Origin of the sequence: Methylobacterium sp. Leaf106, from assembly GCF_001422895.1 — a bacterium.
Classification (GTDB): Bacteria; Pseudomonadota; Alphaproteobacteria; order Rhizobiales; family Beijerinckiaceae; genus Methylobacterium; species Methylobacterium bullatum.
Window position 1 is genome coordinate 338,485 of sequence record NZ_LMNB01000001.1, and the last position, 21,647, is coordinate 360,131.

The window sequence follows — 21,647 nt, forward strand, 5'->3', positions numbered from 1 at the left end:
CGGCCCGGTTGCGAAGCGGCGGCGGCGTCGCGATCTCTTCCGGGTGGGAACGTTCATGGCCGGCGCGAGCCGGTCGCTCATGCAAACGGACACGCGATTCATGATCCCTCTTTCCGTTCTCGACCTCGCCTTCGTGCCGCATGGCGCGACGCCCGGGGACGCCCTGCGGAACACCCTCGACCTGGCGCGGGCCGCCGAGCGCCTCGGCTATCGGCGGTTCTGGCTCGCGGAACACCACAATATGGTGGGCATCGCCAGTGCGGCGACCTCCGTCGTCATCGGCCACGTCGCCTCGGGCACGAGCCGAATCCGTGTCGGGGCCGGCGGGGTCATGCTGCCGAACCACTCGCCCATGGTCATCGCCGAGCAGTTCGGCACGCTGGAGACCCTGTATCCGGGCCGGATCGATCTGGGCCTCGGGCGCGCTCCGGGCACAGACCAGCGGACCTTGCGCGCCCTGCGGCGCTCGCCCGAGACGTCCGACCAGTTTCCGCAGGACGTCCTCGAACTCCAGGCCCTGCTCGGCGACGCGCAGCCGGGCCAGGTGATCCAGGCCGTGCCGGGGACGGGCACCAAGGTGCCGCTCTGGATCCTCGGCTCCAGCCTGTTCGGAGCGCAGCTGGCGGCCATGCTCGGCCTGCCCTACGCCTTCGCCTCGCATTTCGCGCCGGATGCGCTGATCGAGGCGCTTTCCGTCTATCGCGAGCGCTTCACCCCGTCCGAGCAGTCGACGGCGCCCCATGCCATGGTGGGCGTCAACGTCGTGGCGGCCGAGACCGATGCCGAGGCGCGCCGCCTGTTCACCTCGGCGCAGCAGCAATTCGCCAACATGTTCCGGGGCACGCGGGGCCTGCTGCCGCCGCCCATCGACGATATCGAGACCTACTGGTCGTTCTCCGAGAAGCGCCAGGCCTCGGGGATGCTCGCCCGCGCCATCGTCGGTTCGCCGGAGACCGTGCGCCGGGGGCTCGCCGACCTGATCGCCGAGACCGGGGCGGACGAACTCATGGTGGCGAGCGCCATCCACGACCATGCCGCCCGCGTGCGCTCCTACGAGATCCTGGCGGATGTCGCCGCGGCGCCGGTCCGGGCCGCTCCGGCGCGGGAACTCGTCGCGGGCTGATCCCGGCTCCGCCGGGCGGGGTCTCGCATCGCTCGGGCGGTGTGCCTATGGTGCGCCACCAACCTCACGGGCCGACATGATCAAGAAGACGCACCTTCCCTCCGACGCGACGCTCGCGGACGTCGTCCCCACCCTGGAGGAGGCCGACGCCTATCTGAGCCGGCTGCTCACCAACATGCGCTTCTGCCAGAAGCGGCACGGCAATGCCTCGGTCCGCATCGCGGTCACGGGCAAGGGTGGCCACCCGTCCTACCGGGTCGATTACGTCAAGCCGGTGGCGCCGGACCCGGACGGCACGCCGTTCGACGCCTATGGCGGCAAGGCCCATTACAGCTTCACCGCCATCAACATCATGGAGACGAACTGGAGCAGTCGGTCGATGAGTATCGACGAGGTGCTGAAACTTCAGGCGGACTTGAGGAAGCCGAAATTCGAGGAACGGTGAGTCCGGGGGCCTCGCTCTGATCGCTCTCGGCCGAGCCTGCTGCATTTATCCCTCTGCTTTTAGGCAGGGCGCGTCCCTCTCCCCCTTGTGGGGAGGAGGGTCCCACGCATCCCGCGAGATGCGTGACTCTCATAGCGCTCGACCGCAGGCGGTCGGTTCAGCCCGCCAAGGGGATGCGGGAGGCCCGGTCGGGCAGGCGCGCGGTCTTCGCCCCGCCCGTTTGACCTGCGCCGAAGCCCGGCCGGGACGCGAAGGGCAGGAATGTCCAGCCGTCTCGTGTCCGGCCCTTCGTGGCGTAGAGCGCAGAATCCGCGCATTCGATGAGTTCCTCCGGCGTGTGGTGTCTGCCGGGGACGGCCGAGGTCACGCCGATGCTGATCGTCAGCCCGATGGTCTCCCCGCGCCAGAGGAAGGGCGAAGCGCGCAGGGCCGCGTTGGCCTGCTCGGCGATCTCGGTTGCCGCATCCCCCTCGATCCCACGAAGCAGGATGCCGAATTCGTCGCCGCCGAGCCGCGCGAACATATCGGCGGGGCGGATGCTCCGCCGCACCACGTCCGCCACGTGTTTGAGCGCGGCGTCGCCGGCCACGTGGCCGAGACCGTCATTGATCCCCTTGAACCGGTCGAGGTCCATCAGCATCACGCTGAACGGCTCGCCGGTCTCGCGCGCGCACTCCCCGGCGAGCTGCCGCATGAACTCTCGGCGATTGGGCAGGCCGGTCAGGTCGTCCTCGGCGGCCAGCCGCTCCACCGTCGCCATCAGGTTGTCGACCACCGAGACGATGAAGCCGAAATTCCAGACGATGCCCGCCAGGATGAAGACCAGCAGGTCGATGGCGGCGAGGGAGACCAGGGACACATCCGGTGCGATGCCGCTGAGCCTCACCGTCACCGCGCAGGCGACGATGCCATGAGCCGTGATCGCGACGGTCAGCGCGCTCATCGTGATGAGCGCGCCCAGCTCCCGAATCCGGCGCCGGGCGAGATAGAGGACGGCGAGCGCGAGAGGAATGCATTGCGACGTGACGTAGAGCGGGTTCTGGCCCCACCAGGGTTGCCAGGTGAGTGCCATGGCGAGCACGCTGGCGGCCAGCAGCCCGGCATGGAGAGCCCAACGCGGCCCGTCCCCGTGGAAGCGGCGCAGGCCGACCGTGTTCAGATAGAAGGCCAGACAGGCGACGGCGTTCCCGCCGACGGTGGTGGCGAAATTCCCGACGCCGCCATCGAGGGCGAGCAGGATGCCGCCCGCCACATGAGCCACGCTGCCCGCCAGCCAGTAGCGCACGCCCGGCAGCGTCCTGTAGCGATAGAGGATGGCGGCCCAGAGCACGCAGTGGGAGAGCCCGGCTATCAGCACGACCAGATACAGCGTGTAAAAATCCGGCATGCGGGACGGGCACTCTCTCTTTCGGGTCACACGCTCACTGAGCAAGCTTGGCGGTTTGGATGTCTGAATACGCTATTCACCGCCGTTTGGGCGACTCGGTGCCTCTCACAAAACTCCCGCTGCGCCGTTGCGCCGTGAGCAAGAAGAGCCGTGAGCGGGACGCGACCGGGAGTTTCGTGAGGTACTCCCAAGGCCGGCGTCGACATGAATGCATCGCCCGCTCGACCATGATCTTGACTTGCGCGGGCTCTCGGACTAGTCCGCCAACCTCATATCCGACGACATGTCGTCAATACGAACGCCGACCGGCCCTGCGAGGCCGGAGGTCAACGCCCGACAGCGCGATGCGCCCTCGGGCGAGTTTCGCGTTGGAAACAGGCCGTCGCTCCGCCGATCCAGACGAGTGAGTCTCGCCCTGTCGCAAGCGCATGAACCCCTTCGCATCGAGGATGCGGTCAACGACGTCTGCCCCTGGTCGGGCAAGCCGATCGCGGCCGATTCCCTGACGCTCTACAACGGGTCCGTCGTCGGGTTCTGCAATCCCGATTGCCGGGACAAGTTCGCGTCGGCGATCAACGCCTTCGAGGCGGCGCTGCAGGTGCGGCGCGTCTCGTCCGCCGGCCTGTTCCAGTAGGTTCGGAGAGCCAGACGATGTTCGAAGGTCTGTCCGACCGCCTGTCCGGTATCCTCTCGGGGCTCACCCGTCGCGGTGCGCTCACGGAAGCCGACGTCACCGCCGCCCTGCGTGAGGTGCGCCGCGCGCTGCTCGAAGCCGACGTCGCCCTCGAAGTGGTGCGCGGCTTCACCGAGAAGGTCCGTGAGAAGGCGGTGGGCGCCGTCGTCGTCAAGTCGGTGACGCCCGGCCAGATGGTCGTGAAGATCGTCAACGACGAACTCGTGGCCATGCTCGGCTCCGAGGCCGGCCTCATCGACCTCAACGCCCCCGCCCCCGTCGCCATCCTGATGGTCGGCCTCCAGGGCTCGGGCAAGACCACCACCACCGCCAAGATCGCCCGGCGCCTGACCAACCGCGACAAGCGCAAGGTGCTGCTCGCCTCCCTCGACACCCGCCGCCCGGCCGCCATGGAGCAGCTGGCGATCCTGGCCAAGCAGGTCGGCGTCGACAGCCTGCCCATCGTCGAGGGCCAGTCGGCGGTGCAGATCGCCCGCCGCGCCATGGATGCCGCGCGGCTCGGCGGTTTCGACGTGGTGATGCTCGACACCGCCGGCCGCATCACCCTCGACGAGGCGCTGATGGCGGAGGCCGCCGAGGTCAAGGCGGCGACGAATCCCCACGAAGTCCTGCTGGTGGCCGATGCGCTCACCGGCCAGGACGCGGTGGTCACCGCCCGCGCCTTCGACGAGCGCCTGGGCGTCACCGGCATCGTGCTGACCCGCATGGACGGCGATTCTCGAGGTGGCGCGGCGCTCTCCATGCGCGCCGTCACCGGCAAGCCGATCAAGCTCGTCGGCACCGGCGAGAAGGTGGACGCGCTCGAGGAGTTCCATCCCTCCCGCGTCGCCAACCGCATCCTCGGCATGGGCGACATCGTCTCCCTCGTGGAGAAGGCGGCCGAGACCATCGACCATGAGCAGGCGCTCCGCACCGCGGAGAAGATGCGCAAGGGCAAGTTCGACCTCGACGACCTGTCGATGCAGCTCGCCCAGATGGAGAAGATGGGCGGCATCGGCGGCCTGATGGGCATGCTGCCGGGCATGGGCGCCATGAAGAAGCAGGTCGAGGGCGCCAATCTCGACGAGAACATGTTCAAGCGCCAGCGCGCCATCATCTCCTCGATGACCGCGCAGGAGCGCAAGAATCCCGACATCCTCAAGAATTCCCGCAAGAAGCGCATCGCCGCGGGGTCGGGGACGAAGGTGGAGGAGCTCAACAAGCTCCTCAAGATGCACCGGACCATGGCCGACATGATGAAGGCGATGGGGTCGGGTAAGCGCGGCATCGGCCAGGCGCTCGGCTCGATGTTCGGTCTGGGTGGGGGTGGCTTGGGCGGCGGGATGGGCGGCATGCCCGGCCTTCCCCCCGGCATGCCCGAGCCGACGCCCGAGCAGATCGAGGCCATGCAGAAGCAGATGGGCGGCAAGCTGCCTCCCATGCCGCCGGGCTTCGGCGGCGGAAAGATGCCGGGCCTTCCGGGGCTCGGAGGACCGAAGGGGCCGGGCGGTCTGCCGGGCCTCGGCGGTTTCCCGTTCGGGAAGAAGAAGTAGGGGCGAATGGGGAGTAGCGAATAGCGAAGGGGCGGCAGGCCGGCCCTCTTCGCTACTCACTACTCGCTATCCGCCCAGAACGATCAGATCACCAACCTCCAGGAGCACACCATGTCCCTCAAGATCCGTCTCACCCGTGGCGGCGCCAAGAAGCGCCCGTATTACCGCATCGTCGTCGCCGATGCCCGCGCGCCCCGCGACGGCCGCTTCATCGAGAAGGTCGGCGTCTACGACCCGATGAAGGCCAAGGACGATCCGGCCCGCATCGTGCTCGAGTCCGAGAAGATCCAGGCCTGGCTCGCCAAGGGCGCCCAGCCGACCGACCGCGTCCTGCGCTTCCTCGACGCCGCCGGCCTCGCCAAGCGCCCCGCGCGCAACAACCCGCAGAAGGCCGAGCCGGGCGAGAAGGCCAAGGAGCGCGCCGCCAAGCGCGCCGAGAAGGCCGCCGCCCCGGCCGAAGACGCCGCGGCCTAAGGCGTTTTCGCGATGGCGCGCCGTCCCGGAGGCAGCAACCCCACCGGCGATGGCGGCCGTCGCGACCGCCCGGGCCGCATCGGCTCGGGCTCGGCGACCTCCGCGCATCGGCCCCGGCCGATGCCGGAGGTGCCGCTCCCGTCCACCGATCCGAGCCTCGTCCAGATGGGCGAGTTCGGCCGTGCGCACGGGCTCAACGGCGAAATCCGCCTGAAATCCTATACCGGCGACCCGCAGGCCATAGGCTCCTACGGGCCGCTCATCGGCGCCGGGGGCCAGCGAATCGAGCTCACCGACGTGCGCCGGGCGGGCGGAGCCTCGCCCGACCTGCTCGTGGTGCGGGTGAAGGGCGTCTCCGACCGCAACGGCGCCGAAGCCCTGAATCGCCTCGCCATCTACCTGCCGCGCGAACGCCTCGGCACCGCGGAGGACGAAGACGAGTTCTTCACGGCCGATCTCGTCGGCCTCGACGTGGTGGATGTGTCCGGCGCACTCCTCGGCACCGTCACCGACGTGCCGAATTACGGCGGCGGCGATCTCCTCGAGATCAAGCCGTCCCTCGGTGGTCCCACCGCGCTCCTGCCTTTCACCAAGGCCTTCGTCCCGACCCTCGACGTCGCCAACGGGCGGATCGTGATCGATCCGCCCGACGACCTGTTCGCCCCCGCCGGGCCGAAGCCGCCCGACGAGCCCGCCTGAGGCGCGGGCGACCCGACCGGGCCGTCGCTCAGGGCTTGACGGTCGTCATCGCCGTCCGCGCCATCTCCAGCGGCGCCGACGTCACCGGCATCGGCCCGTCGAAGGGCCGCTCGTGCAATCCGATCATGCCCAGCGTCGTCACCGTGGCGACCGAGAACAGGATCATCGCCACGGCCTGCGGCACCGGCTTGTCCACGTGGATCAGCCCGATGGACACGAGGGTGAGCAGCGCCAGCACCATCAGCGTCAGCCATTTCGACTGGTCGCCCTGAACGTCGGCGAGGCCGAGGCGCGTGCCGCGCTCGGCCCGCAGGTTCATCACCGCGTCGAGAAGGCTCCCATGCGCGGCGGCTCCCGCCTCGGCGCTGTGCCGGGGATCGGCCACGGACTGCATCAACTCGCCCAGGGCCTCGTTGGCGGTCGCCGACGACTCGCCCACCGTCATCTTCGGCCATTCGTCGTCGATCAGCGCGTTCGCATAGGCGACCAGCTTGGAGCGGATCGCGGACATGTCGGAGGCCGTGGCGAGGCTCAGGTCATGCACGGCGAGGAGGTTGGTCTTCTCCGACTGGACGATCTTCGTCGCCTGCCGCTGACGCTCCCAGGCGTCGTTGGCCACGAAGCCCGTGAGCAGCGCCAGCATCACCGAGATGGCGTTGAAATAGGGGGCGACGACGCCGATCCCGAGCTTGTGCATGCCCGGCCGCGTCGCGGACCAGGTGGAGAGAAGGCTGATGGCACCCATGCAGACCGCGAAGACGGCGCTCAGAAGGACGAACATCAGCCAGACAGGCTGATCGAGCCAAAACGTCAGGACCACGCACTCATTCTCCCGCTCGGTGTTCGAGGCGGGGCCACCCTAGCGCTTCGCCGCTACCGAACCGTGAATCCGGGCGCGATCACCGCCGGTCGGATCGCGTCGCCACGTCCTTGCACGGGGTGATCGCGGAGGGGGCGGGACGCGCGTCGACCGTGGGCGCCTCGAAGATCGCGAGATAGCCGACCCCGCCCTCCAGCACCGAGAAGCCGGTCTCTCGGTAGCCCGCCGCCGCGAGTTCGCACCGGAGCAGGGCCGGCGGCGTCCCGTGCCGAGAGGGAATCGCGTCGGCATCGACGATCCCGACCCGGCCGCCGGGCTTCATCGCGGCGGCGAGGTTGTGCAGGAGGCCATAGGGCTGGCTGATCTCGTGGTACATGTGGACCAGCAGGGCCGCGTCGAGGGAGCCGGGCGGGAGCCTCGGATCATGGGGCTCGCCCCGCACCACGGTGACGTTGCCGAGCTTGGCCTGCGCGATGCGGGCCGTCAGGTCGGCGAGGTAACGCGGCGTCACGTCCTCGGCGACGATCCGCCCCTGCGGCCCGACCCGCTCGGCCAGACGCACCGTGTAATAGCCGCTGCCGGCCCCGATATCGGCCACCGTCTCCCCGGGCGCGATCCGCATCAGCCGGGCGACCTGGCCGACCTCGTCGACCTTGTCGCGCTGGGCTTCCGACGCCCAGAGCGGCGCGATGATCTCGGCCACCGGCCTGTCCGGCTTCGGAAAGGCGGAGGCGGGGGCGCCGGGAGGTGCCAGCGGTTCTGCGGCGAAGGCCGGGACGATGAGGGTGAGGACGGCCGCGAGGGCGAGACGAGGAGGCATGGCGAGACAACGAAGCGGCCCGCCCGGAAGTGCCCTCCCCCGGTTGCGGCGCGTTGGCGTTCGTCGGCGGAGCCTGTCGCGGCGTAAGAAAGAAGGGCGTTGTTGACCCGCCCTCACCACACGCGCCATCAAGCGCCATGACGCCCGCGCCCTGGTCCGCCACGATCCTCACCCTCTACCCGGAGATGTTTCCCGGCCTCCTCGGGATGTCGCTCTCGGGCGATGCGCTCGCGCGCGGAACCTGGGCGCTCGAAGCCCGGCAGATCCGCGAGCACGGGATCGGGCGCCACCGGGCGGTGGACGACACCCCGGCCGGCGGCGGCGCGGGCATGGTGCTGCGCTGCGACGTGCTCGGCGCGGCCATCGATGCCGTTGCCTCCCCCGGCGATACCCGCCCCCGTCTGCTCATGAGCCCGCGCGGCCGCCCCCTGACGCAAGCGCGCGTGCGCGAGCTGGCGGAGGGGCCGGGCATCGTCGTGGTCTGCGGCCGGTTCGAGGGGGTGGACGAGCGGGTCATCGCGGCGCGGGGCCTCGAGGAGGTCTCCATCGGCGACTACATCCTGTCGGGCGGGGAGGTCGCGGCCTTCGTCGCCATCGATGCCTGCGTGCGCCTGCTGCCCGGCGTCATGGGCAAGGCGGTCTCGGGCGACGAGGAGAGTTTCGAGGGCGGGCTCCTCGAATACCCGCACTACACTCGGCCGCGGGAATGGGAGGGCCGTGCGATTCCCGACATCCTCACCGGCGGCAACCATGGCGCCATCGCCCGCTGGCGGCGGGAGGAGGCGGAACGGATCACCCGCGAGCGCCGGCCCGACCTGATGGGTGCGAGCAAGTCTCACCCGACAAAGGCCTGATTCTCAAAGACTTGATCGGAAATACCCGCTCCGTTGTGCCGGGCGGGACTGAATTTATCGCCCGAGCATCTTGCTAAGTCGCCGGGACGGGTCCATTGGCAGCGCCGGGCCACTCCTCCCCAACGAGGAGCATTCATCTGTAAGGATGGACTTTGTCATGACACGTCCCACCACGCGCCCCCGCGTGCCGAATTTCTCGTCCGGCCCCTGCACCAAGCGTCCCGGCTGGACCCTGCAGGCCCTTCAGAACGCCGCGCTCGGCCGCTCGCACCGCTCCCCCGCCGGCAAGGCCAAGCTGGTCGAGGCCATCGAGCTGACCCGCACCGTGCTGCGCGTGCCCGCCGATTACCGCATCGCCATCGTCCCCGCCTCCGATACCGGCGCCGTCGAGATGGCCATGTGGTCGATGCTCGGCCCCAAGACCGTCGAAGTGGCCGCCTGGGAAGCCTTCGGCTCCGAATGGGTCACGGACGCGCTGCAGGAACTGAAGATCTCGCCAATCGTCCACGAGACCGCCTATGGCGTGCTGCCGGACCTGTCGGCCATCGACACCAAGCACAACGACGTCATCTTCACCTGGAACGGCACCGCCGCCGGCGTCCGCGTGCCGAATGGCGACTGGATCGCCGCCGACCGTGAAGGCGTGACCATCTGCGACGCGACGTCGGCCGCCTTCGCCATGCCCCTCGACTGGGCCAAGCTCGATGTCGTCACCTTCTCCTGGCAGAAGGTGATGGGCGGCGAGGCCGCGCACGGCATGCTGATCCTCTCGCCCCGCGCCGTCGCGCGCATCGAGAGCAACACCCCCGCCTGGCCGATCCCGAAGGTCTTCCGCATGGCCAAGGGCGGCAAGCTGATCGAGGGCATCTTCAAGGGCGACACGATCAACACGCCCTCGCTCCTCGCGGTGGAGGATTACCTCGACACCCTGCGCTGGGCGCAGAGCATCGGCGGTCTCGACGCGCTCCATGCCCGCGCCGACGCCAATACCAAGGTCGTCCACGACTGGGTGGCGCGGACCCCCTGGATCGGGCACCTCGCCGTCGACCCGGCGACGTATTCGAACACCGGCGTCTGCCTCGTCATCACCGATCCGGACGTGCTGGCCAAGGGTGACGCCACCGTGGCGGCGGTCGCCAAGGGCATCGCCGACACGCTCGATGCCGAGGGGATCGCCTTCGACATCGGCGCCTATCGCGACGCGCCGGCTGGCCTGCGCATCTGGTGCGGCGGCACGGTGGAGACCTCGGATCTCGAGGCCCTGATGCCCTGGCTCGACTGGGCCTACGCCGCCCAGAAGGCGAAGCTCGCCAAGGCTGCCTGAGGCAATGCTTCCCTCCCCCTCTCCCCTCCGCGGGAGAGGGTGGCCCGCGCAGCGGGTCGGGTGAGGGGAGCGCGCCGTCCGGAGAGGTCGTCCCCTCTCCCGGTCGCTCCGCGACCACCCTCCCCCGCAATGGGGGGAGGGTTGAGACCTGCCGCGCCCTCACGCCTCACCTCCGAAATAATTCCCTTCCTCAAGAGCCGGAGGCCATCATGGCTGCTCCCAAGGTGCTCATTTCCGATTCCCTCTCGAACGCGGCCGTCCAGATCTTCCGTGACCGTGGAATCGACGTCGACTTCTTCCCCAACCTCGGCAAGGACAAGGAACGCTTCGCGGCCGTCATCGGCCATTACGACGGTCTCGCCATCCGCTCGGCCACCAAGGTCACGGAGAAGGTGCTGGCCCAGACCTCGCGGCTGAAGGTCATCGGCCGGGCGGGAATCGGCGTCGACAACGTCGATGTCGCCGCCGCCACGGCGCGCGGCGTCATCGTCATGAACACGCCCTTCGGCAATTCCATCACCACCGCCGAACACGCCATCGCGATGATGTTCGCTCTCGCGCGGCAGATCCCGCAGGCGGATCTCTCCACCCAGGCCGGCAAGTGGGAGAAGAACCGCTTCATGGGCGTCGAGCTCACGGGCAAGACGCTGGGCATCATCGGCTGCGGCAATATCGGCGCCATCGTGGCCGACCGCGCGGTGGGCCTGAAGCTCAAGGTCGTGGCCTACGACCCCTACCTCTCCCCCGAACGCGCCCTCGAGATCGGCGTGGAGAAGGTCGAGCTCGACGCGCTGCTGGCACGGGCCGACATCATCACGCTCCACGTGCCGATGACCGACAAGACCCGCAACATCCTGTCGGCCGAGAACCTCGCCCGGACGAAGCCCGGCGTGCGCATCGTCAACTGCGCCCGTGGCGGCCTCGTGGACGAGCTGGCGCTGCGTGCCGCCCTCGATTCGGGCCATGTGGCCGGGGCGGCCTTCGACGTGTTCATCGAGGAGCCCGCCACCGCCAACCCGCTCTTCGGCCACCCGAACGTCATCTGCACGCCGCATCTCGGCGCCTCCACCAACGAGGCGCAGGAGAACGTGGCCCTGCAGGCCGCCGAGCAGATGTCCGATTACCTGATGACCGGGGCGATCACCAACGCGATCAACTTCCCGTCGATTTCGGCCGATGAGGCTCCCCGGTTGAAGCCGTTCGTGGCTTTGGCCGAAAAGCTCGGCTCGTTCCTCGGCCAGCTCACGGACGCGCCGATCGAGGGCATCCGCATCACCTACGAGGGCGCGGTCGCGGGCATGAACACCCGCGCGCTCACCGCGGCAGCGGTGACCGGGGCGCTGCGGCCGTTCCTGCAGGACATCAACATGGTGTCCGCCCCCGCCCTGGCGCGGGAGCGCGGCATCGTGGTGGACGAGATCAAGCGCGAGGGCGGCGCGAGCGACTACGAATCCGTCATCCGCATCACCGTGGATGCCGAGGACATGCCGCGCGACGCCGCCGGGACGGTGTTCCATGACGGCAAGCCCCGGATCATCGAGATCCGCTCCATCGCCATCGACGCCGCCTTCGCGCCGCACATGCTCTACGTGCGCAACCACGACAAGCCGGGCTTCATCGGCCGGCTGGGCACCATCCTGGGCGAGGCCGGCGTCAATGTCGCGACCTTCAACCTCGGCCGCGAGGAGGAAGGCGGCAACGCCATCTGCTTCTGCGCCGTGGATGCGCCGATCTCGGAGAGCGTGCGGGCGGAGATCGAGACGATCCCGCAGGTGAAGCGGGCACGGCCGGTAAGCTTCTGAGCGCGTAGCCCTCTTGTAGGGGGCACGCTGCCGTCATCCCGGGGCGCCGAAGGCGAGCCCGGGATCCAGAGCCGCCAACGGCGAATAGTCTTGCTCGACCTGCGTTTCTGGATCCCGGGCTCCGCTGCGCGGCCCCGGGATGACGTGGTGCAACACCGGATGTTCGGTCGATCGACGCGGCCTGGTCGATCGCTCCGCGCTCTGCGATGGGGCGGGCGCGTGGCCCAAGGACTGGCCCTTCCGCCCGGAACATGCGAGAGGCCCGCGCATGAACATCGACGGCACACCCTACCGCACCATCCTGCCCGCCGCCGACGGCGCGTCCGTCGAGGTCATCGACCAGACCCGCCTGCCCTTCGCCTTCGAGATGAAGCGGCTCGCCACCCTGGACGAAGCGGCCGTCGCCATCCGCACCATGATCGTGCGGGGAGCACCTCTCATCGGGGTGACGGCGGCCTACGGCCTTGCCCTGGGCCTGCGACGGGACGCTTCCGATGCCGGGATCGACCATGCCGTCGAGACCCTGGCCGCCACCCGCCCCACCGCCATCAACCTGCGCTGGGCGCTGGACCGTGTCGCCGCCAAGCTGCGCGAGGTCGAAGTCTCGGAGCGCGCCGCCTACGCCTTCGCCGAGGCCGGGCGCATCGCCGAGGAGGATGTCGAAAGCTGCCATGCCATCGGCCGCCACGGCGCCGCGATCCTGGCCGATCTGCACGAGGCCAAAGGTCGCCGCCTCAACGTGCTCACCCATTGCAACGCCGGTTGGCTCGCCACGGTGGATTGGGGCACCGCCCTCGCGCCGATCTACGTGGCGCACGAGGCCGGCATCCCGGTCCATGTCTACGTGGACGAGACCCGGCCGCGAAACCAGGGCGCGGCGCTCACCGCCTTCGAGCTCAATGCCCACGGCGTGCCGCACACCGTCATCGCCGACAATGCCGGTGGCCACCTGATGCAGCATGGCGAGATCGACGTCTGCATCGTCGGCTCGGACCGCACCACGGCCTCGGGCGACGTCTGCAACAAGATCGGCACCTACCTGAAGGCGCTGGCGGCCTCCGACAACCGCATCCCGTTCTATGCCGCCCTGCCCTTCTCCACCATCGACTGGACCCTGGACGACGGCGTCGCCCAGATCCCGATCGAGGAGCGCGACGGCCGCGAGGTCTCCCACCTCACCGGCCGCCTCGCCGATGGCGGCTTTGCCACGATCGAAGTGGTGTCGCCCGGCAGCCCGGTGGCGAACCCCGCCTTCGACGTGACGCCGGCGCGGCTGGTGACGGGCATCATCACTGAGCGCGGCGTGGCCTCGGCGGATGCGGAGGGATTGTTGGCGCTGTATCCGGAGCGGCGCTCGGCGGCTTAGCCGAGGGACGACTCCGCGCCTTTCCCGGCGGCTGCTCAGGGCCCTTTTTCGACTCGACCGGTCATATCGAGGCTAGACCGAGGAAAACGAAGATCGCCCGGTCGAGCCGGGCGATCTCGTCCTCGTCCAAAGTTCCTATCTTGTTGCCGAGCTTGGACTTCGGAACGGTCGTCACCTTGTCGGCCATCAGGCGAGACGGAGCGCGCAGACCATTCCGCATGCTTGGCGTCAGTGGGACCCGGAATAGGGGTGCGTCCGTCGGATCGGTCGTCAATGCACAGACCGTGATGGACTCGGTGGCGTCGAAGCGATCATCCTGAATGATCACGACCGGACGTGGCTTACCGGCGTAATCCTTTCCCCCTGAGACCGTCCAAATCTCCCCTCGCCTCACGCCTCGTCCCAAGACGATGCGGCATTGATGAAGCTCTGATCGTCCTCGGCATGACGGCTCGTGGCGACGGCCGCCGATTGCCGATGCGCTTCCTCGGCGAACGACGAGGAGCTTGGGTCCGGAATCCAGATTCTCACCGGCTTCAGACCCTGGCGGCGCAAGCGAGCGTGACGCTGACGGATCGTCTCTGTGGTCTGTTCGGACTTCGGTGGGGCGTTCATGGCAAACCTCGGGGCTTGACGGCCCATGCTAACCACTCCGGAGCACGAATGCCAAAGGCATCTGCCTTCGGCATCGGACCGTCTCCATCAAACGGGGGCGTCCCATTGCCAGAACACCGACCCGGTAAACTCGAACACCCGTTCCCCGCGCTGGTTCTGCGCGGTGTTGTGGTGGGTCGCGACGCCCCAGCCGGGGCGTGAGGCCGACTCGCGCTTGTCGAGGAGGGTGCAGGCGTAGCGAATCGTGTCGCCGGCATAGACCGGGGCGAGCCAGCGCATGTCGCGAAAGCCCGGCGAGGGGCCGAGCTGCGGCACAGGACCGGCCCGTTCCGTCAGGGCGATATCGCGCTGGCGGGTGATGTGCAGGCGCTTCATCCACACGGCCGCCGTGTGCCAGCCCGAGGCGCAGAGGGCGCCGAAATGGGTCTTTCGGGCGGCGTCCGCATCGAGATGGAAGGCCTGCGGGTCGTAGTCCCTCGCGAAGGCGATGATCGCCTCCGGGGTGAAGACGTGCCGGCCGAGATCGCGGATCGTGCCGAGCTTCGCCTGTTTGAGGAAGAGGAGCGTCTCCGCATCGTCGCCCTCGATCACCTCGACCGGGTCGCCTGGCGTCACCGCGCGGGGCGGCAGGGGATCGGCCCCGCGCCGGGCGAACATGACGGTAAACGCCTGAATCATGACCGACTCGTCGCGCCCGTTCACGACCGTGAGGGTGAAGCGGACGAAGCCGCGATCCGGCTTCGAGTTCGAGGCGCGGCACTCCTCCACCTTGGTGACGATCCGCAAAGCGTCACCCGGCAGGACGGGGCGGAGCCAGCGCAGCTGCGAGATGCCGGGCGAGCCCATGGAGGTGGCGCCGCGAAAGACATGGGCCTGGAGCAGGCGCATGCCGAACCCGGCCGTCTGCCAGCCGGAGCCGATCAACTGCCCCGCCAGCGTCGCCTTCGCGGCCTCCTCGTCGAGGTGGAAGGGCTGCGGATCGAACTCCCGCGCGAAGGCGACGATCGCCTCCCGCGTCACCGTGAGCGGGCCGCCCTCGATGACGTCGCCGGGGGTGAAATCCTCGAAGGTGATGCCGGTCATTGAACCTCTCGTCTTCGGGTCGAAGAGTTTCGGGTCGAAGGATGGCGTTGCGCTCGCTACAGGGGCGGCCCGCCTCTCCCCGCTTGCGGGGAGAGGATCACCAGCACCTCGTCGTGCTTGTGATGAGCGGAGCGAGGGTGAGGGGGCCGTGCCGGAGGAGGCTCGTTCGGACGAGCCCCCTCACCGTCGGCTGCCGCCTCGCCGCGCCGACGACGAGGTCGTCGCTTCCCTCTCCCCGCCTGCGGGGAGAGGGGATGGGCGTCCTCACCCCGGCGGATGCCGACAGGCCGGTCCAGTTCCTCAATTGGCGAAGCGGAAATGCAGCACGTCTCCGTCCTGCACCACGTAGTCCTTGCCTTCGAGCCGGAACTTGCCGGCCTCCTTGGCGCCGCTCTCGCCCTTCAGCGTGGTGTAATCGTCGAACGCGATGGTCTCGGCGCGGATGAAGCCCTTCTCGAAATCCGTATGGATCACGCCGGCGGCGGCAGGCGCGCGGGTGCCCTTCTCGATGGTCCAGGCGCGCGCCTCCTTCGGACCCACGGTGAAGTAGGTGATGAGGCCGAGAAGCTCGTAGCCCGCGCGGATGACGCGGTTGAGGCCCGGCTCCACGAGCCCCACCGCTTCGAGGAAGTCGCCCTGGTCGGCCAGCGGCATCACGGCGATCTCGCTCTCGATCTTGGCCGAGACCACCACCGCGCGCGCACCCTCGGCCTTGGCCTGGGCGATCACCGCCTCGGAATAGGCGTTGCCCTTGTCGGCATCGCCCTCGTCCACGTTGCAGACGTAGAGGACGGGTTTGGCCGTCATCAGCCCGAGGGTCTGGAACAGCTTTTCCTCCTCCGGCTTGCGGCTTACCAGACGGGCGGGCTTGCCCTCGCGCAGCAGCGGCAATGCCCGCTGGACGAGGTCGAGCATCTCCTTGGCTTCCTTGTCGGCGCCCTTGGCCTTCTTCTCCAGGGCGAACAGGCGCTTCTCCAGGCTGTCGAGATCGGCGAGCATCAGCTCGGTCTCGATGGTCTCGATATCCGCCTTCGGGTCGACCTTGCCCTCCACATGGGTCACGTCACCATCGGTGAAGCAGCGCACCACATGGGCGATGGCATCGACCTCGCGGATATTGGCGAGGAACTGGTTGCCGAGCCCCTCCCCCTTCGAGGCGCCGCGCACGAGGCCGGCAATGTCCACGAAGGTCAGCCGCGTGGGGATGATCTCCTTCGACGTGGCGATCCGCGCCAGATCGTCGAGGCGCGGGTCCGGCACCGCCACCTCGCCGACATTCGGCTCGATGGTGCAGAACGGGTAATTCGCCGCCTGTGCCGCCGCGGTCTGCGTCAGCGCGTTGAAGAGGGTCGACTTGCCGACGTTCGGCAGGCCGACGATGCCGCATTTGAAGCCCATGATCGCGTGTCCGTCAGGTGAGTGCCAGCGTAGCGCTGGCGTGAGGCGTGAACGGGTTGATGACCCGAACCGTGTCGAGGATCTGTCCATCGGACAGGTCTTCGGACACGAAAGATTTGCACCCGGCCTGGATGGCCGATGCGATGGCCAGGCTGTCCCACCAGGAGAGGCGATACTGCATCTCTATCGCGATCGCCGTGCGGTGGGCCTGCGTATCCAGCGCTGCCGTGCAAGCAGGATAGAGGGTCGCCAGATAAGCGGCGGCGGCGCTCGGCGTGACGAGTTTACGCTTGTGCACCAGGACGGCGTAGCACTCGTTGAGGATTTGCGGACTGATCACGAGCCGGCGTTGACCGAATGCCAGTTTGATCAGGCGCACACTCGTCGCCCGCCTGTCAGCCGCCGCCGGATCCATGGCGTAGACCAGCAGGTTCGTATCGAAGAACAGCCGGTCGGTCATAGAGCTCCTCGCGCCCGGGCAGGTTTTCGGACACGCCCGACCAGCCGGGACCGTCGAGAAAGGCGCTCAAGGCGGCCAACTGATCCGCGACCTTGGGTGTCCTGCGGTCGGCCAAGGCCTGGCTCACGAAACGCGACAGGCTTTGCCCGCGCTTCGCCGCCTCGACCCGTGCCCACGCGAAAAGGTCTTCCTCCAGCGTGATGGTGAGGTTCTTCATGATGTCCACCTCCAGGACCGGAGATATCGTGTTCCCGTGTTTTCGTGTCAATCACGGCCGGTGGCCGCCGCATTGACCTGCTTGACGTCGTCCCAGCCCCGGCCCGCCATGGCGAGGTGGACCTTGTTCTGGAAGCTCGCATCCTCGCCCTGGGCCAGCAGCGGAGCGTGGTCCGCCACGGCGCGGCAGAGATCCTCCACCCAGGCCCGCTCGCCCTTGCCGAAATCGTTCAGCACGTAGGCATGAACCAGGGCCTTGTCGCCCGGATGACCGATGCCGAGACGGACGCGCCGGTAATCGTTGCCGCATTGGGCGGTGATCGAGCGCAGGCCGTTATGGCCGGCATTGCCGCCGCCGAGCTTCACCCGGAGCTTGGCCGGGGCGAGGTCGAGTTCGTCGTGCAGGACGATGACGTCGGCGAGGGCGATCTTGTAGAAGCGCTGCGCTTCCGAGACCGAGCGGCCGGATTCGTTCATGAAGGTCTGCGGCTTCAGCAGGACGACCCGTTCGCTGCCGAGCGTCGCCTCGGTCACCTCGCCCTGGAACTTGCGCCGCCAGGGCGCGGCGCGGTGGACGCGCGCCATCTCGTCGAGGGCGAGAAAACCGATATTGTGGCGGTTGCCCGCATAGCGGGCCCCTGGATTGCCGAGCCCGACGATCAGGCGCATGGCATCATCTCCAAGACGAGTTCGTCACGAGAGCGCTCTCCGCCGAAGTGGATGCCGGTTCGGCGGAAAAGAGCGCGGCAAAGCAGAAGATCTGGAGCTGCGCCCGACCCAACGTGGGCGGGCGCAGCTCCAGGACGGACGACGAAGAGGCGACGTCAAACGAAAAGGTGCCCCGACCTCGCGGCCGGAGCACCCGTGGAGAAAGACGAGACCGGGGCGCGAAGCCCCAGGGCCTCAATCCTCCTTCTTGTCTTCCTCGGCCTCGGCGGCCTCTTCGGCCTCAGCCTCGGCCTTCTCCTCGGCAGCTTCCGTCGCCTGCGCCTCGGCGATCGCGGCCTCTTCGGCCTCGACCTCGGCGCCGAGCACGGTCGGCGGCACGACGTTGGCGACGACGGCCTCGGCCTCGCCGGTGAAGGTCGTGTTGGCCGGCAGCGTCACGGCTTCGATGTGGATCGAATCGCCGATCTCGAGACCGGTCAGATCGACCTCGACCGCGTCGGGGATCGCGTCGGCCGGGACTTCGAGCGAGAGCGTGTGCAGCACGACGTTGAGGGTGCCGCCGTTCTTCTTGATGCCGGGAGCCTCGTCCTCGTTGATGAAGTGCACGGGCACTTCGACGGTGAGGTTCTGGCCCGCGACGACGCGCAGGAAGTCCACGTGCAGCGGCACGCCGGTCACCGGATCGAGCTGGAAGTCGCGCGGGATCGCGCGGGTCTTCTTGCCGCCGGCGTTGATCTCGAACAGGGTGGTCTTGAAGCCACCGGCGTAGATCAGGGTGCGGGTGCGGACGAGGTCGATGGCGATGGCCTGCGGAGCCTGGCCGCCACCATAGATGACGGCGGGAACGTTGCCCTGGCGACGAACTTCCCGGGCGGCCCCCTTGCCGACCCGGTCGCGTGCCACGGCCTCAAGCGGCTTTACTGCGCTCATGGCGTGATCCTTCAAAAAAACAGAAAAAAGCCGCGCAACGCCAAAGGCCGCCCGAAACGGACGGCCCTCACCGATCCACGACGCGCCCGTGCCTCCAAGGGTGTCTGGCGAGCGCGTGAGGTGCATACCCGCAAGAGCCGCGAAGCGCAATAAGCGCCGAGACGCGCGAGCAAGAGCCGGGACGCGACTGGGGAGAATGCCCGGCATCCCACCAATGCGGCGTTCATCATCCGAAGGGTCGGCTCCCGCCTTATGCGGACAAGCGAAGACTTCGTTCATTCGCTCCGCCGAGGATCGTACCCCGTGTGGCGAGGGATCCATCGATGACGCAGCCGGTCCTCTGGGCGCTGGGAGTCACCTCCGTCGCGGCGGCGGTCAGTTTGACCCTGGTGACGCGCTTCGAGAATGCCGCCCGCCCTCGGGAGCGCGGCGACGCGGTCCTCAACCTCGACAGCGCGAGCCTCGGCGGGACGAACCCGACGCGTTTCGCGCCCAACTCCGTCATTCTGGCGGCCGATTCCCTCGGGCATTTCTCCACCGAGGTCGACGTGGCGGGGCGCAGCCTGAGAATGCTGGTGGATACCGGGGCGAGCATCTGCGCCTTCAGCTACGAGGACGCGCAGCGCCTGGGGCTCCATGTCTACGAGCGCGACTTCAACCGTCGCGTCGACACCGCCAACGGCTCCGTCTCCGTCGCGACCGTACGGATTCCGGTGATGCGGGTCGGGACGATCGGCATCCGCGACGTCGAGGCCGTGATCCTGCCCAAGGGGCGTCTCGGCAAGAGCCTCCTCGGCATGTCGTTCCTGCGGCGTCTCGAGGATTTCAAGATGTCCGACGGCCGGTTGACGCTGCGCGGCTGACGCGACCTCGCACCGCGCGCCGGCCTACTTTTGGCCGCCCCCGCCCCCGCCCCCGCCCGTGGCCAGGTTGCGGCGGGCATCGGCCTGTCCGCTCACGTCTCCGAAATACTTCGTCGCGTCGCCCAGCTGCATCGACGGCATGCAGTTCGGGGTGCAGGAATAGGATTCGCGGTCGAGTCCGCGCTGGACCGTGACGATCGACCCCTGCGCGGCCTGCACGCTGATGGTGGTCTCGGCGAGCATCGTGCCGAACGCGTCGAGGGCGATGAGGTTCGTCGAGCCGAAGCTCTTGCCGGTGAGGATGACGATCCCGTTCCGCTGAAGGGCGACATCCGCCACGAGGGGGTTCCCCACGATGACCGTCTGCGTCCGCTCGGGCAGGCGAATGACCTTGGCATTGTCGACGCTCACCGCCACGATGGCGGGCGCCGTCTCCGCGTGAGCGGGCGCCGCGCCGAGAGCGAGGAAGAGAGCGATGCCCGCCGCTCGGGCACGACGCTTCAAGGGCGAGGGTGTCGGCATTGACCGGTGGCCCATGGCTCGGGTGATCTCGGCTGCGACGGCGAGGTTCCGACAGGAGCGCGAGCACCGGAGGGGTCGGCCGCCTTTGTCGTCATGACAGTCTTATCGGCGTGTTGGTAAACGAAGATCTAACGTCGACATAAAGGCGGTAGATATCGTTGCGCTCTCTCGAGCCTTCGTTGATGCAGATCGGTTGTATATCCCTCTGTCTAAAGGTTGTATTCTAAATATTTGCACTTTTTGGCTGTATATCGAGGTGGCGATTACTTTGAATGATCCACTCATCCATTCAGTGATTATTCACCACATGGCAATCGGGGATGGTACTGATCGGTTTTCCGGCTCTGTTTAACGTAATTTCAAGACAGGACAGTCCATCTTCATCCTCAGTCGCCGGTCGAAATACACCGCTCCTCGACGGCCACTTCGCAAGACGAACCATCAAGGAATACGATCATGTCGAACCTCTTCAAGCGTTTTGCCGCCGACGAGTCGGGTGCAACGGCGATCGAATACGGCCTCATTGCTGCCCTCATTGCTGTTGCGGTCATCACCGTACTCACCACCATCGGCACCAACCTGAATGCGACCCTCACCAAGGTTGCAACCGGCGTTAACAAGTAAGATGGTTTGAGGCAGTCCGGGTTCGGATTGCTTCCCTTAATCTTGCGCAAATGGTCGTCCACGCAGGTGATGCGTGGATCGGACACCTCGCCGGACGATCCGCCCCGATCGTCCGGCAGAGCTCGTTGAAGTCCTCCTGCTCGATGTGGACGGTGCGACAGCGAGCGTCGACCTCCGGTGGGGTCCCGACACGGCCTTTGCCGCCGCGACCGAACACCCTGTGGCGACGGCGTTTCACGGGCGACGATCCGACCTTCGACTCCAGACCGAGACGTCCCCGATGGCGAGTGTCACGCTCCTGATCGTCTTCCCGTTCCTGATGGCCTATGCGGCCGCTCGGGACCTGCTGACGATGACGATTCCGAATGCGGTTTCCCTGCTGTTGCTGCTCGGATTCGCGGCCTTCGCCGCCGCGACCGGGATGTGGGCGTGGGATCTCCTCAGTCATCTCGGAGCCGGCGCGGCGACGCTGGTCGTGACGTTCAGCCTCTTCGCGCTGGGCAAGATCGGCGGAGGCGATGCCAAACTCGCTGCCGCCACCGCGGTGTGGATCGGGTTCGACCAATTGGCGCAATACCTGGTCGTCGCTTCGCTTGCCGGTGGCGCACTCTCCGTGGCGATCCTCGTCGCGCGGGCGCATCCCCTGCCGTCACTCCTCGGTCGCCTTCCCTTCGCCATCCACCTTCACGATGCGAAGACCGGCGTGCCCTACGGGATCGCCCTCTGCCTCGGAGCGTTGATCGTGATTCCGGAAACGATGACCTGGGCAAGAATGATGGCATCGTGAGGCCGAATACACGCAGCGGGTGAGCTTGCCGGGCCGGGTCCGAATCTTGTCGAACCCGGTGCTTTATCGACCTGACCTATCGTGGGTCGAACAAGATTCGCATGCGTTAGTTTTCGTTAACCGTAATTTGAGGAATCCCG

25 protein-coding genes are annotated in these 21,647 nt (G+C 67.8%); 13 read left to right on the plus strand and 12 right to left on the minus strand.

The annotated features are described in order from the left end of the window. Nucleotides 1-100: 100 nt before the first annotated feature. Both ASF34_RS01755 and ASF34_RS01760 read left to right on the plus strand, forming a co-directional pair. A complete protein-coding gene (locus tag ASF34_RS01755) occupies nucleotides 101-1,123 on the plus strand; it encodes an LLM class flavin-dependent oxidoreductase (protein WP_026175756.1) in 1,023 nt (340 codons plus the stop codon). A 76-nt stretch (nucleotides 1,124-1,199) separates the two neighbouring features. Further along, nucleotides 1,200-1,568 carry a hypothetical protein gene (locus ASF34_RS01760; protein ID WP_056158094.1) on the plus strand — a complete coding sequence of 123 codons (369 nt, stop codon included), beginning with the start codon at nucleotides 1,200-1,202 and terminating at the stop codon, nucleotides 1,566-1,568. 157 nt (nucleotides 1,569-1,725) lie between these two features. Here the strand turns inward: ASF34_RS01760 and ASF34_RS01765 are convergent, their stop codons facing one another. Further along, nucleotides 1,726-2,955 carry a GGDEF domain-containing protein gene (locus tag ASF34_RS01765; protein WP_056158103.1) on the minus strand — a complete coding sequence of 410 codons (1,230 nt, stop codon included), beginning with the start codon at nucleotides 2,953-2,955 and terminating at the stop codon, nucleotides 1,726-1,728. A 403-nt stretch (nucleotides 2,956-3,358) separates the two neighbouring features. On the opposite strand from ASF34_RS01765, the gene ASF34_RS01770 reads away from it, so the two are divergent. The 4 genes from ASF34_RS01770 (at nucleotide 3,359) to rimM (ending at nucleotide 6,354) form a co-directional block, all read left to right on the plus strand. Next, nucleotides 3,359-3,589 carry a hypothetical protein gene (locus ASF34_RS01770; protein ID WP_056144470.1) on the plus strand — a complete coding sequence of 77 codons (231 nt, stop codon included), beginning with the start codon at nucleotides 3,359-3,361 and terminating at the stop codon, nucleotides 3,587-3,589. 17 nt (nucleotides 3,590-3,606) lie between these two features. Continuing rightward, complete coding sequence (gene ffh, locus ASF34_RS01775; protein WP_018042770.1) at nucleotides 3,607-5,181, plus strand: signal recognition particle protein; 1,575 nt, start codon at nucleotides 3,607-3,609, stop codon at nucleotides 5,179-5,181. A gap of 111 nt (nucleotides 5,182-5,292) precedes the next feature. After that, nucleotides 5,293-5,655: a 30S ribosomal protein S16 gene (gene rpsP, locus ASF34_RS01780; protein ID WP_018042769.1), complete on the plus strand. Its 363-nt coding sequence runs from the start codon at nucleotides 5,293-5,295 to the stop codon at nucleotides 5,653-5,655. Between the two features lie 12 nt (nucleotides 5,656-5,667). Further along, nucleotides 5,668-6,354 carry a ribosome maturation factor RimM gene (rimM, locus tag ASF34_RS01785; protein WP_056158106.1) on the plus strand — a complete coding sequence of 229 codons (687 nt, stop codon included), beginning with the start codon at nucleotides 5,668-5,670 and terminating at the stop codon, nucleotides 6,352-6,354. A gap of 28 nt (nucleotides 6,355-6,382) precedes the next feature. On the opposite strand, the gene ASF34_RS01790 is transcribed toward rimM, so the two are convergent. Next, a complete protein-coding gene (locus ASF34_RS01790; protein WP_056158109.1) occupies nucleotides 6,383-7,174 on the minus strand; it encodes a bestrophin-like domain in 792 nt (263 codons plus the stop codon). A gap of 79 nt (nucleotides 7,175-7,253) precedes the next feature. Then, entirely contained in the window at nucleotides 7,254-7,994 is a 741-nt protein-coding gene (locus ASF34_RS01795; protein ID WP_056158111.1) for a class I SAM-dependent methyltransferase, read from the minus strand. Between the two features lie 137 nt (nucleotides 7,995-8,131). Between ASF34_RS01795 and trmD the strand changes: the two genes are divergently transcribed. From trmD to mtnA, 4 genes are all read left to right on the plus strand, one after another. Then, entirely contained in the window at nucleotides 8,132-8,848 is a 717-nt protein-coding gene (trmD, locus tag ASF34_RS01800; protein ID WP_056158114.1) for a tRNA (guanosine(37)-N1)-methyltransferase TrmD, read from the plus strand. A gap of 157 nt (nucleotides 8,849-9,005) precedes the next feature. Beyond that, entirely contained in the window at nucleotides 9,006-10,172 is a 1,167-nt protein-coding gene (locus ASF34_RS01805; protein WP_056158116.1) for a phosphoserine transaminase, read from the plus strand. 209 nt (nucleotides 10,173-10,381) lie between these two features. Continuing rightward, a complete protein-coding gene (gene serA, locus ASF34_RS01810) occupies nucleotides 10,382-11,974 on the plus strand; it encodes a phosphoglycerate dehydrogenase (protein ID WP_056158119.1) in 1,593 nt (530 codons plus the stop codon). 268 nt (nucleotides 11,975-12,242) lie between these two features. Beyond that, on the plus strand, nucleotides 12,243-13,340 hold the full coding sequence (gene mtnA / locus ASF34_RS01815; RefSeq protein ID WP_056158122.1) for an S-methyl-5-thioribose-1-phosphate isomerase: 1,098 nt from the start codon (nucleotides 12,243-12,245) through the stop codon (nucleotides 13,338-13,340). Between the two features lie 61 nt (nucleotides 13,341-13,401). Here mtnA and ASF34_RS01820 read toward each other — a convergent pair whose 3' ends face one another. The 8 genes from ASF34_RS01820 to ASF34_RS01855 form a co-directional block, all read right to left on the minus strand. After that, nucleotides 13,402-13,734 carry a type II toxin-antitoxin system PemK/MazF family toxin gene (locus ASF34_RS01820; protein WP_026175753.1) on the minus strand — a complete coding sequence of 111 codons (333 nt, stop codon included), beginning with the start codon at nucleotides 13,732-13,734 and terminating at the stop codon, nucleotides 13,402-13,404. Continuing rightward, nucleotides 13,731-13,955, minus strand: coding sequence for an antitoxin MazE family protein (locus ASF34_RS01825; protein ID WP_026175752.1), 225 nt, complete (start codon nucleotides 13,953-13,955; stop codon nucleotides 13,731-13,733). Before ASF34_RS01825 ends, ASF34_RS01820 begins: the two co-directional genes overlap by 4 nt. A gap of 87 nt (nucleotides 13,956-14,042) precedes the next feature. Then, nucleotides 14,043-15,038, minus strand: coding sequence for a MaoC family dehydratase (locus ASF34_RS01830; RefSeq protein WP_056158125.1), 996 nt, complete (start codon nucleotides 15,036-15,038; stop codon nucleotides 14,043-14,045). Between the two features lie 300 nt (nucleotides 15,039-15,338). Continuing rightward, entirely contained in the window at nucleotides 15,339-16,436 is a 1,098-nt protein-coding gene (gene ychF / locus ASF34_RS01835) for a redox-regulated ATPase YchF (protein ID WP_018042758.1), read from the minus strand. A 13-nt stretch (nucleotides 16,437-16,449) separates the two neighbouring features. Continuing rightward, a complete protein-coding gene (locus ASF34_RS01840) occupies nucleotides 16,450-16,896 on the minus strand; it encodes a PIN domain-containing protein (protein ID WP_082494031.1) in 447 nt (148 codons plus the stop codon). Further along, entirely contained in the window at nucleotides 16,832-17,113 is a 282-nt protein-coding gene (locus ASF34_RS01845) for a hypothetical protein (protein WP_082494065.1), read from the minus strand. The genes ASF34_RS01840 and ASF34_RS01845 overlap by 65 nt, the downstream gene beginning before the upstream one ends. A 47-nt stretch (nucleotides 17,114-17,160) precedes the next feature. Further along, nucleotides 17,161-17,781, minus strand: coding sequence for an aminoacyl-tRNA hydrolase (pth, locus tag ASF34_RS01850; protein WP_018042755.1), 621 nt, complete (start codon nucleotides 17,779-17,781; stop codon nucleotides 17,161-17,163). A gap of 234 nt (nucleotides 17,782-18,015) precedes the next feature. Next, nucleotides 18,016-18,711 carry a 50S ribosomal protein L25/general stress protein Ctc gene (locus ASF34_RS01855; RefSeq protein ID WP_026175751.1) on the minus strand — a complete coding sequence of 232 codons (696 nt, stop codon included), beginning with the start codon at nucleotides 18,709-18,711 and terminating at the stop codon, nucleotides 18,016-18,018. A 323-nt stretch (nucleotides 18,712-19,034) separates the two neighbouring features. Here ASF34_RS01855 and ASF34_RS01860 point away from each other — a divergent pair, with 323 nt between their 5' ends. Then, on the plus strand, nucleotides 19,035-19,574 hold the full coding sequence (locus ASF34_RS01860) for a retropepsin-like aspartic protease family protein (RefSeq protein ID WP_056158132.1): 540 nt from the start codon (nucleotides 19,035-19,037) through the stop codon (nucleotides 19,572-19,574). Nucleotides 19,575-19,598: 24 nt separating this feature from the next. On the opposite strand, the gene ASF34_RS01865 is transcribed toward ASF34_RS01860, so the two are convergent. Next, nucleotides 19,599-20,096 carry a pilus assembly protein N-terminal domain-containing protein gene (locus ASF34_RS01865; protein WP_056158135.1) on the minus strand — a complete coding sequence of 166 codons (498 nt, stop codon included), beginning with the start codon at nucleotides 20,094-20,096 and terminating at the stop codon, nucleotides 19,599-19,601. Nucleotides 20,097-20,552: 456 nt separating this feature from the next. Here ASF34_RS01865 and ASF34_RS01870 point away from each other — a divergent pair, with 456 nt between their 5' ends. Both ASF34_RS01870 and ASF34_RS01875 read left to right on the plus strand, forming a co-directional pair. Further along, a complete protein-coding gene (locus ASF34_RS01870; protein ID WP_056144408.1) occupies nucleotides 20,553-20,720 on the plus strand; it encodes a Flp family type IVb pilin in 168 nt (55 codons plus the stop codon). Nucleotides 20,721-21,000: 280 nt separating this feature from the next. Beyond that, on the plus strand, nucleotides 21,001-21,507 hold the full coding sequence (locus ASF34_RS01875; RefSeq protein WP_056158138.1) for an A24 family peptidase: 507 nt from the start codon (nucleotides 21,001-21,003) through the stop codon (nucleotides 21,505-21,507). The last annotated feature ends 140 nt before the right edge of the window (nucleotides 21,508-21,647 follow it).

Coding starts and splice junctions, on each gene's coding strand:
- ASF34_RS01870 (WP_056144408.1), top strand. CDS start 20,553: ATGTCGAACCTCTTCAAGCGTTTTGCCGCCGACGAGTCGGGTGCAACG.
- pth (WP_018042755.1), bottom strand. CDS start 17,781: ATGCGCCTGATCGTCGGGCTCGGCAATCCAGGGGCCCGCTATGCGGGC.
- ASF34_RS01825 (WP_026175752.1), bottom strand. CDS start 13,955: ATGAACGCCCCACCGAAGTCCGAACAGACCACAGAGACGATCCGTCAG.
- ASF34_RS01840 (WP_082494031.1), bottom strand. CDS start 16,896: ATGACCGACCGGCTGTTCTTCGATACGAACCTGCTGGTCTACGCCATG.
- ASF34_RS01755 (WP_026175756.1), top strand. CDS start 101: ATGATCCCTCTTTCCGTTCTCGACCTCGCCTTCGTGCCGCATGGCGCG.
- ASF34_RS01860 (WP_056158132.1), top strand. CDS start 19,035: ATGACGCAGCCGGTCCTCTGGGCGCTGGGAGTCACCTCCGTCGCGGCG.
- ASF34_RS01765 (WP_056158103.1), bottom strand. CDS start 2,955: ATGCCGGATTTTTACACGCTGTATCTGGTCGTGCTGATAGCCGGGCTC.
- ASF34_RS01795 (WP_056158111.1), bottom strand. CDS start 7,994: ATGCCTCCTCGTCTCGCCCTCGCGGCCGTCCTCACCCTCATCGTCCCG.
- mtnA (WP_056158122.1), top strand. CDS start 12,243: ATGAACATCGACGGCACACCCTACCGCACCATCCTGCCCGCCGCCGAC.
- ASF34_RS01855 (WP_026175751.1), bottom strand. CDS start 18,711: ATGAGCGCAGTAAAGCCGCTTGAGGCCGTGGCACGCGACCGGGTCGGC.
- ASF34_RS01805 (WP_056158116.1), top strand. CDS start 9,006: ATGACACGTCCCACCACGCGCCCCCGCGTGCCGAATTTCTCGTCCGGC.
- ASF34_RS01875 (WP_056158138.1), top strand. CDS start 21,001: ATGGCGAGTGTCACGCTCCTGATCGTCTTCCCGTTCCTGATGGCCTAT.
- ASF34_RS01760 (WP_056158094.1), top strand. CDS start 1,200: ATGATCAAGAAGACGCACCTTCCCTCCGACGCGACGCTCGCGGACGTC.
- rimM (WP_056158106.1), top strand. CDS start 5,668: ATGGCGCGCCGTCCCGGAGGCAGCAACCCCACCGGCGATGGCGGCCGT.
- rpsP (WP_018042769.1), top strand. CDS start 5,293: ATGTCCCTCAAGATCCGTCTCACCCGTGGCGGCGCCAAGAAGCGCCCG.
- ASF34_RS01830 (WP_056158125.1), bottom strand. CDS start 15,038: ATGACCGGCATCACCTTCGAGGATTTCACCCCCGGCGACGTCATCGAG.
- ffh (WP_018042770.1), top strand. CDS start 3,607: ATGTTCGAAGGTCTGTCCGACCGCCTGTCCGGTATCCTCTCGGGGCTC.
- ychF (WP_018042758.1), bottom strand. CDS start 16,436: ATGGGCTTCAAATGCGGCATCGTCGGCCTGCCGAACGTCGGCAAGTCG.
- ASF34_RS01865 (WP_056158135.1), bottom strand. CDS start 20,096: ATGCCGACACCCTCGCCCTTGAAGCGTCGTGCCCGAGCGGCGGGCATC.
- trmD (WP_056158114.1), top strand. CDS start 8,132: ATGACGCCCGCGCCCTGGTCCGCCACGATCCTCACCCTCTACCCGGAG.
- serA (WP_056158119.1), top strand. CDS start 10,382: ATGGCTGCTCCCAAGGTGCTCATTTCCGATTCCCTCTCGAACGCGGCC.
- ASF34_RS01845 (WP_082494065.1), bottom strand. CDS start 17,113: ATGAAGAACCTCACCATCACGCTGGAGGAAGACCTTTTCGCGTGGGCA.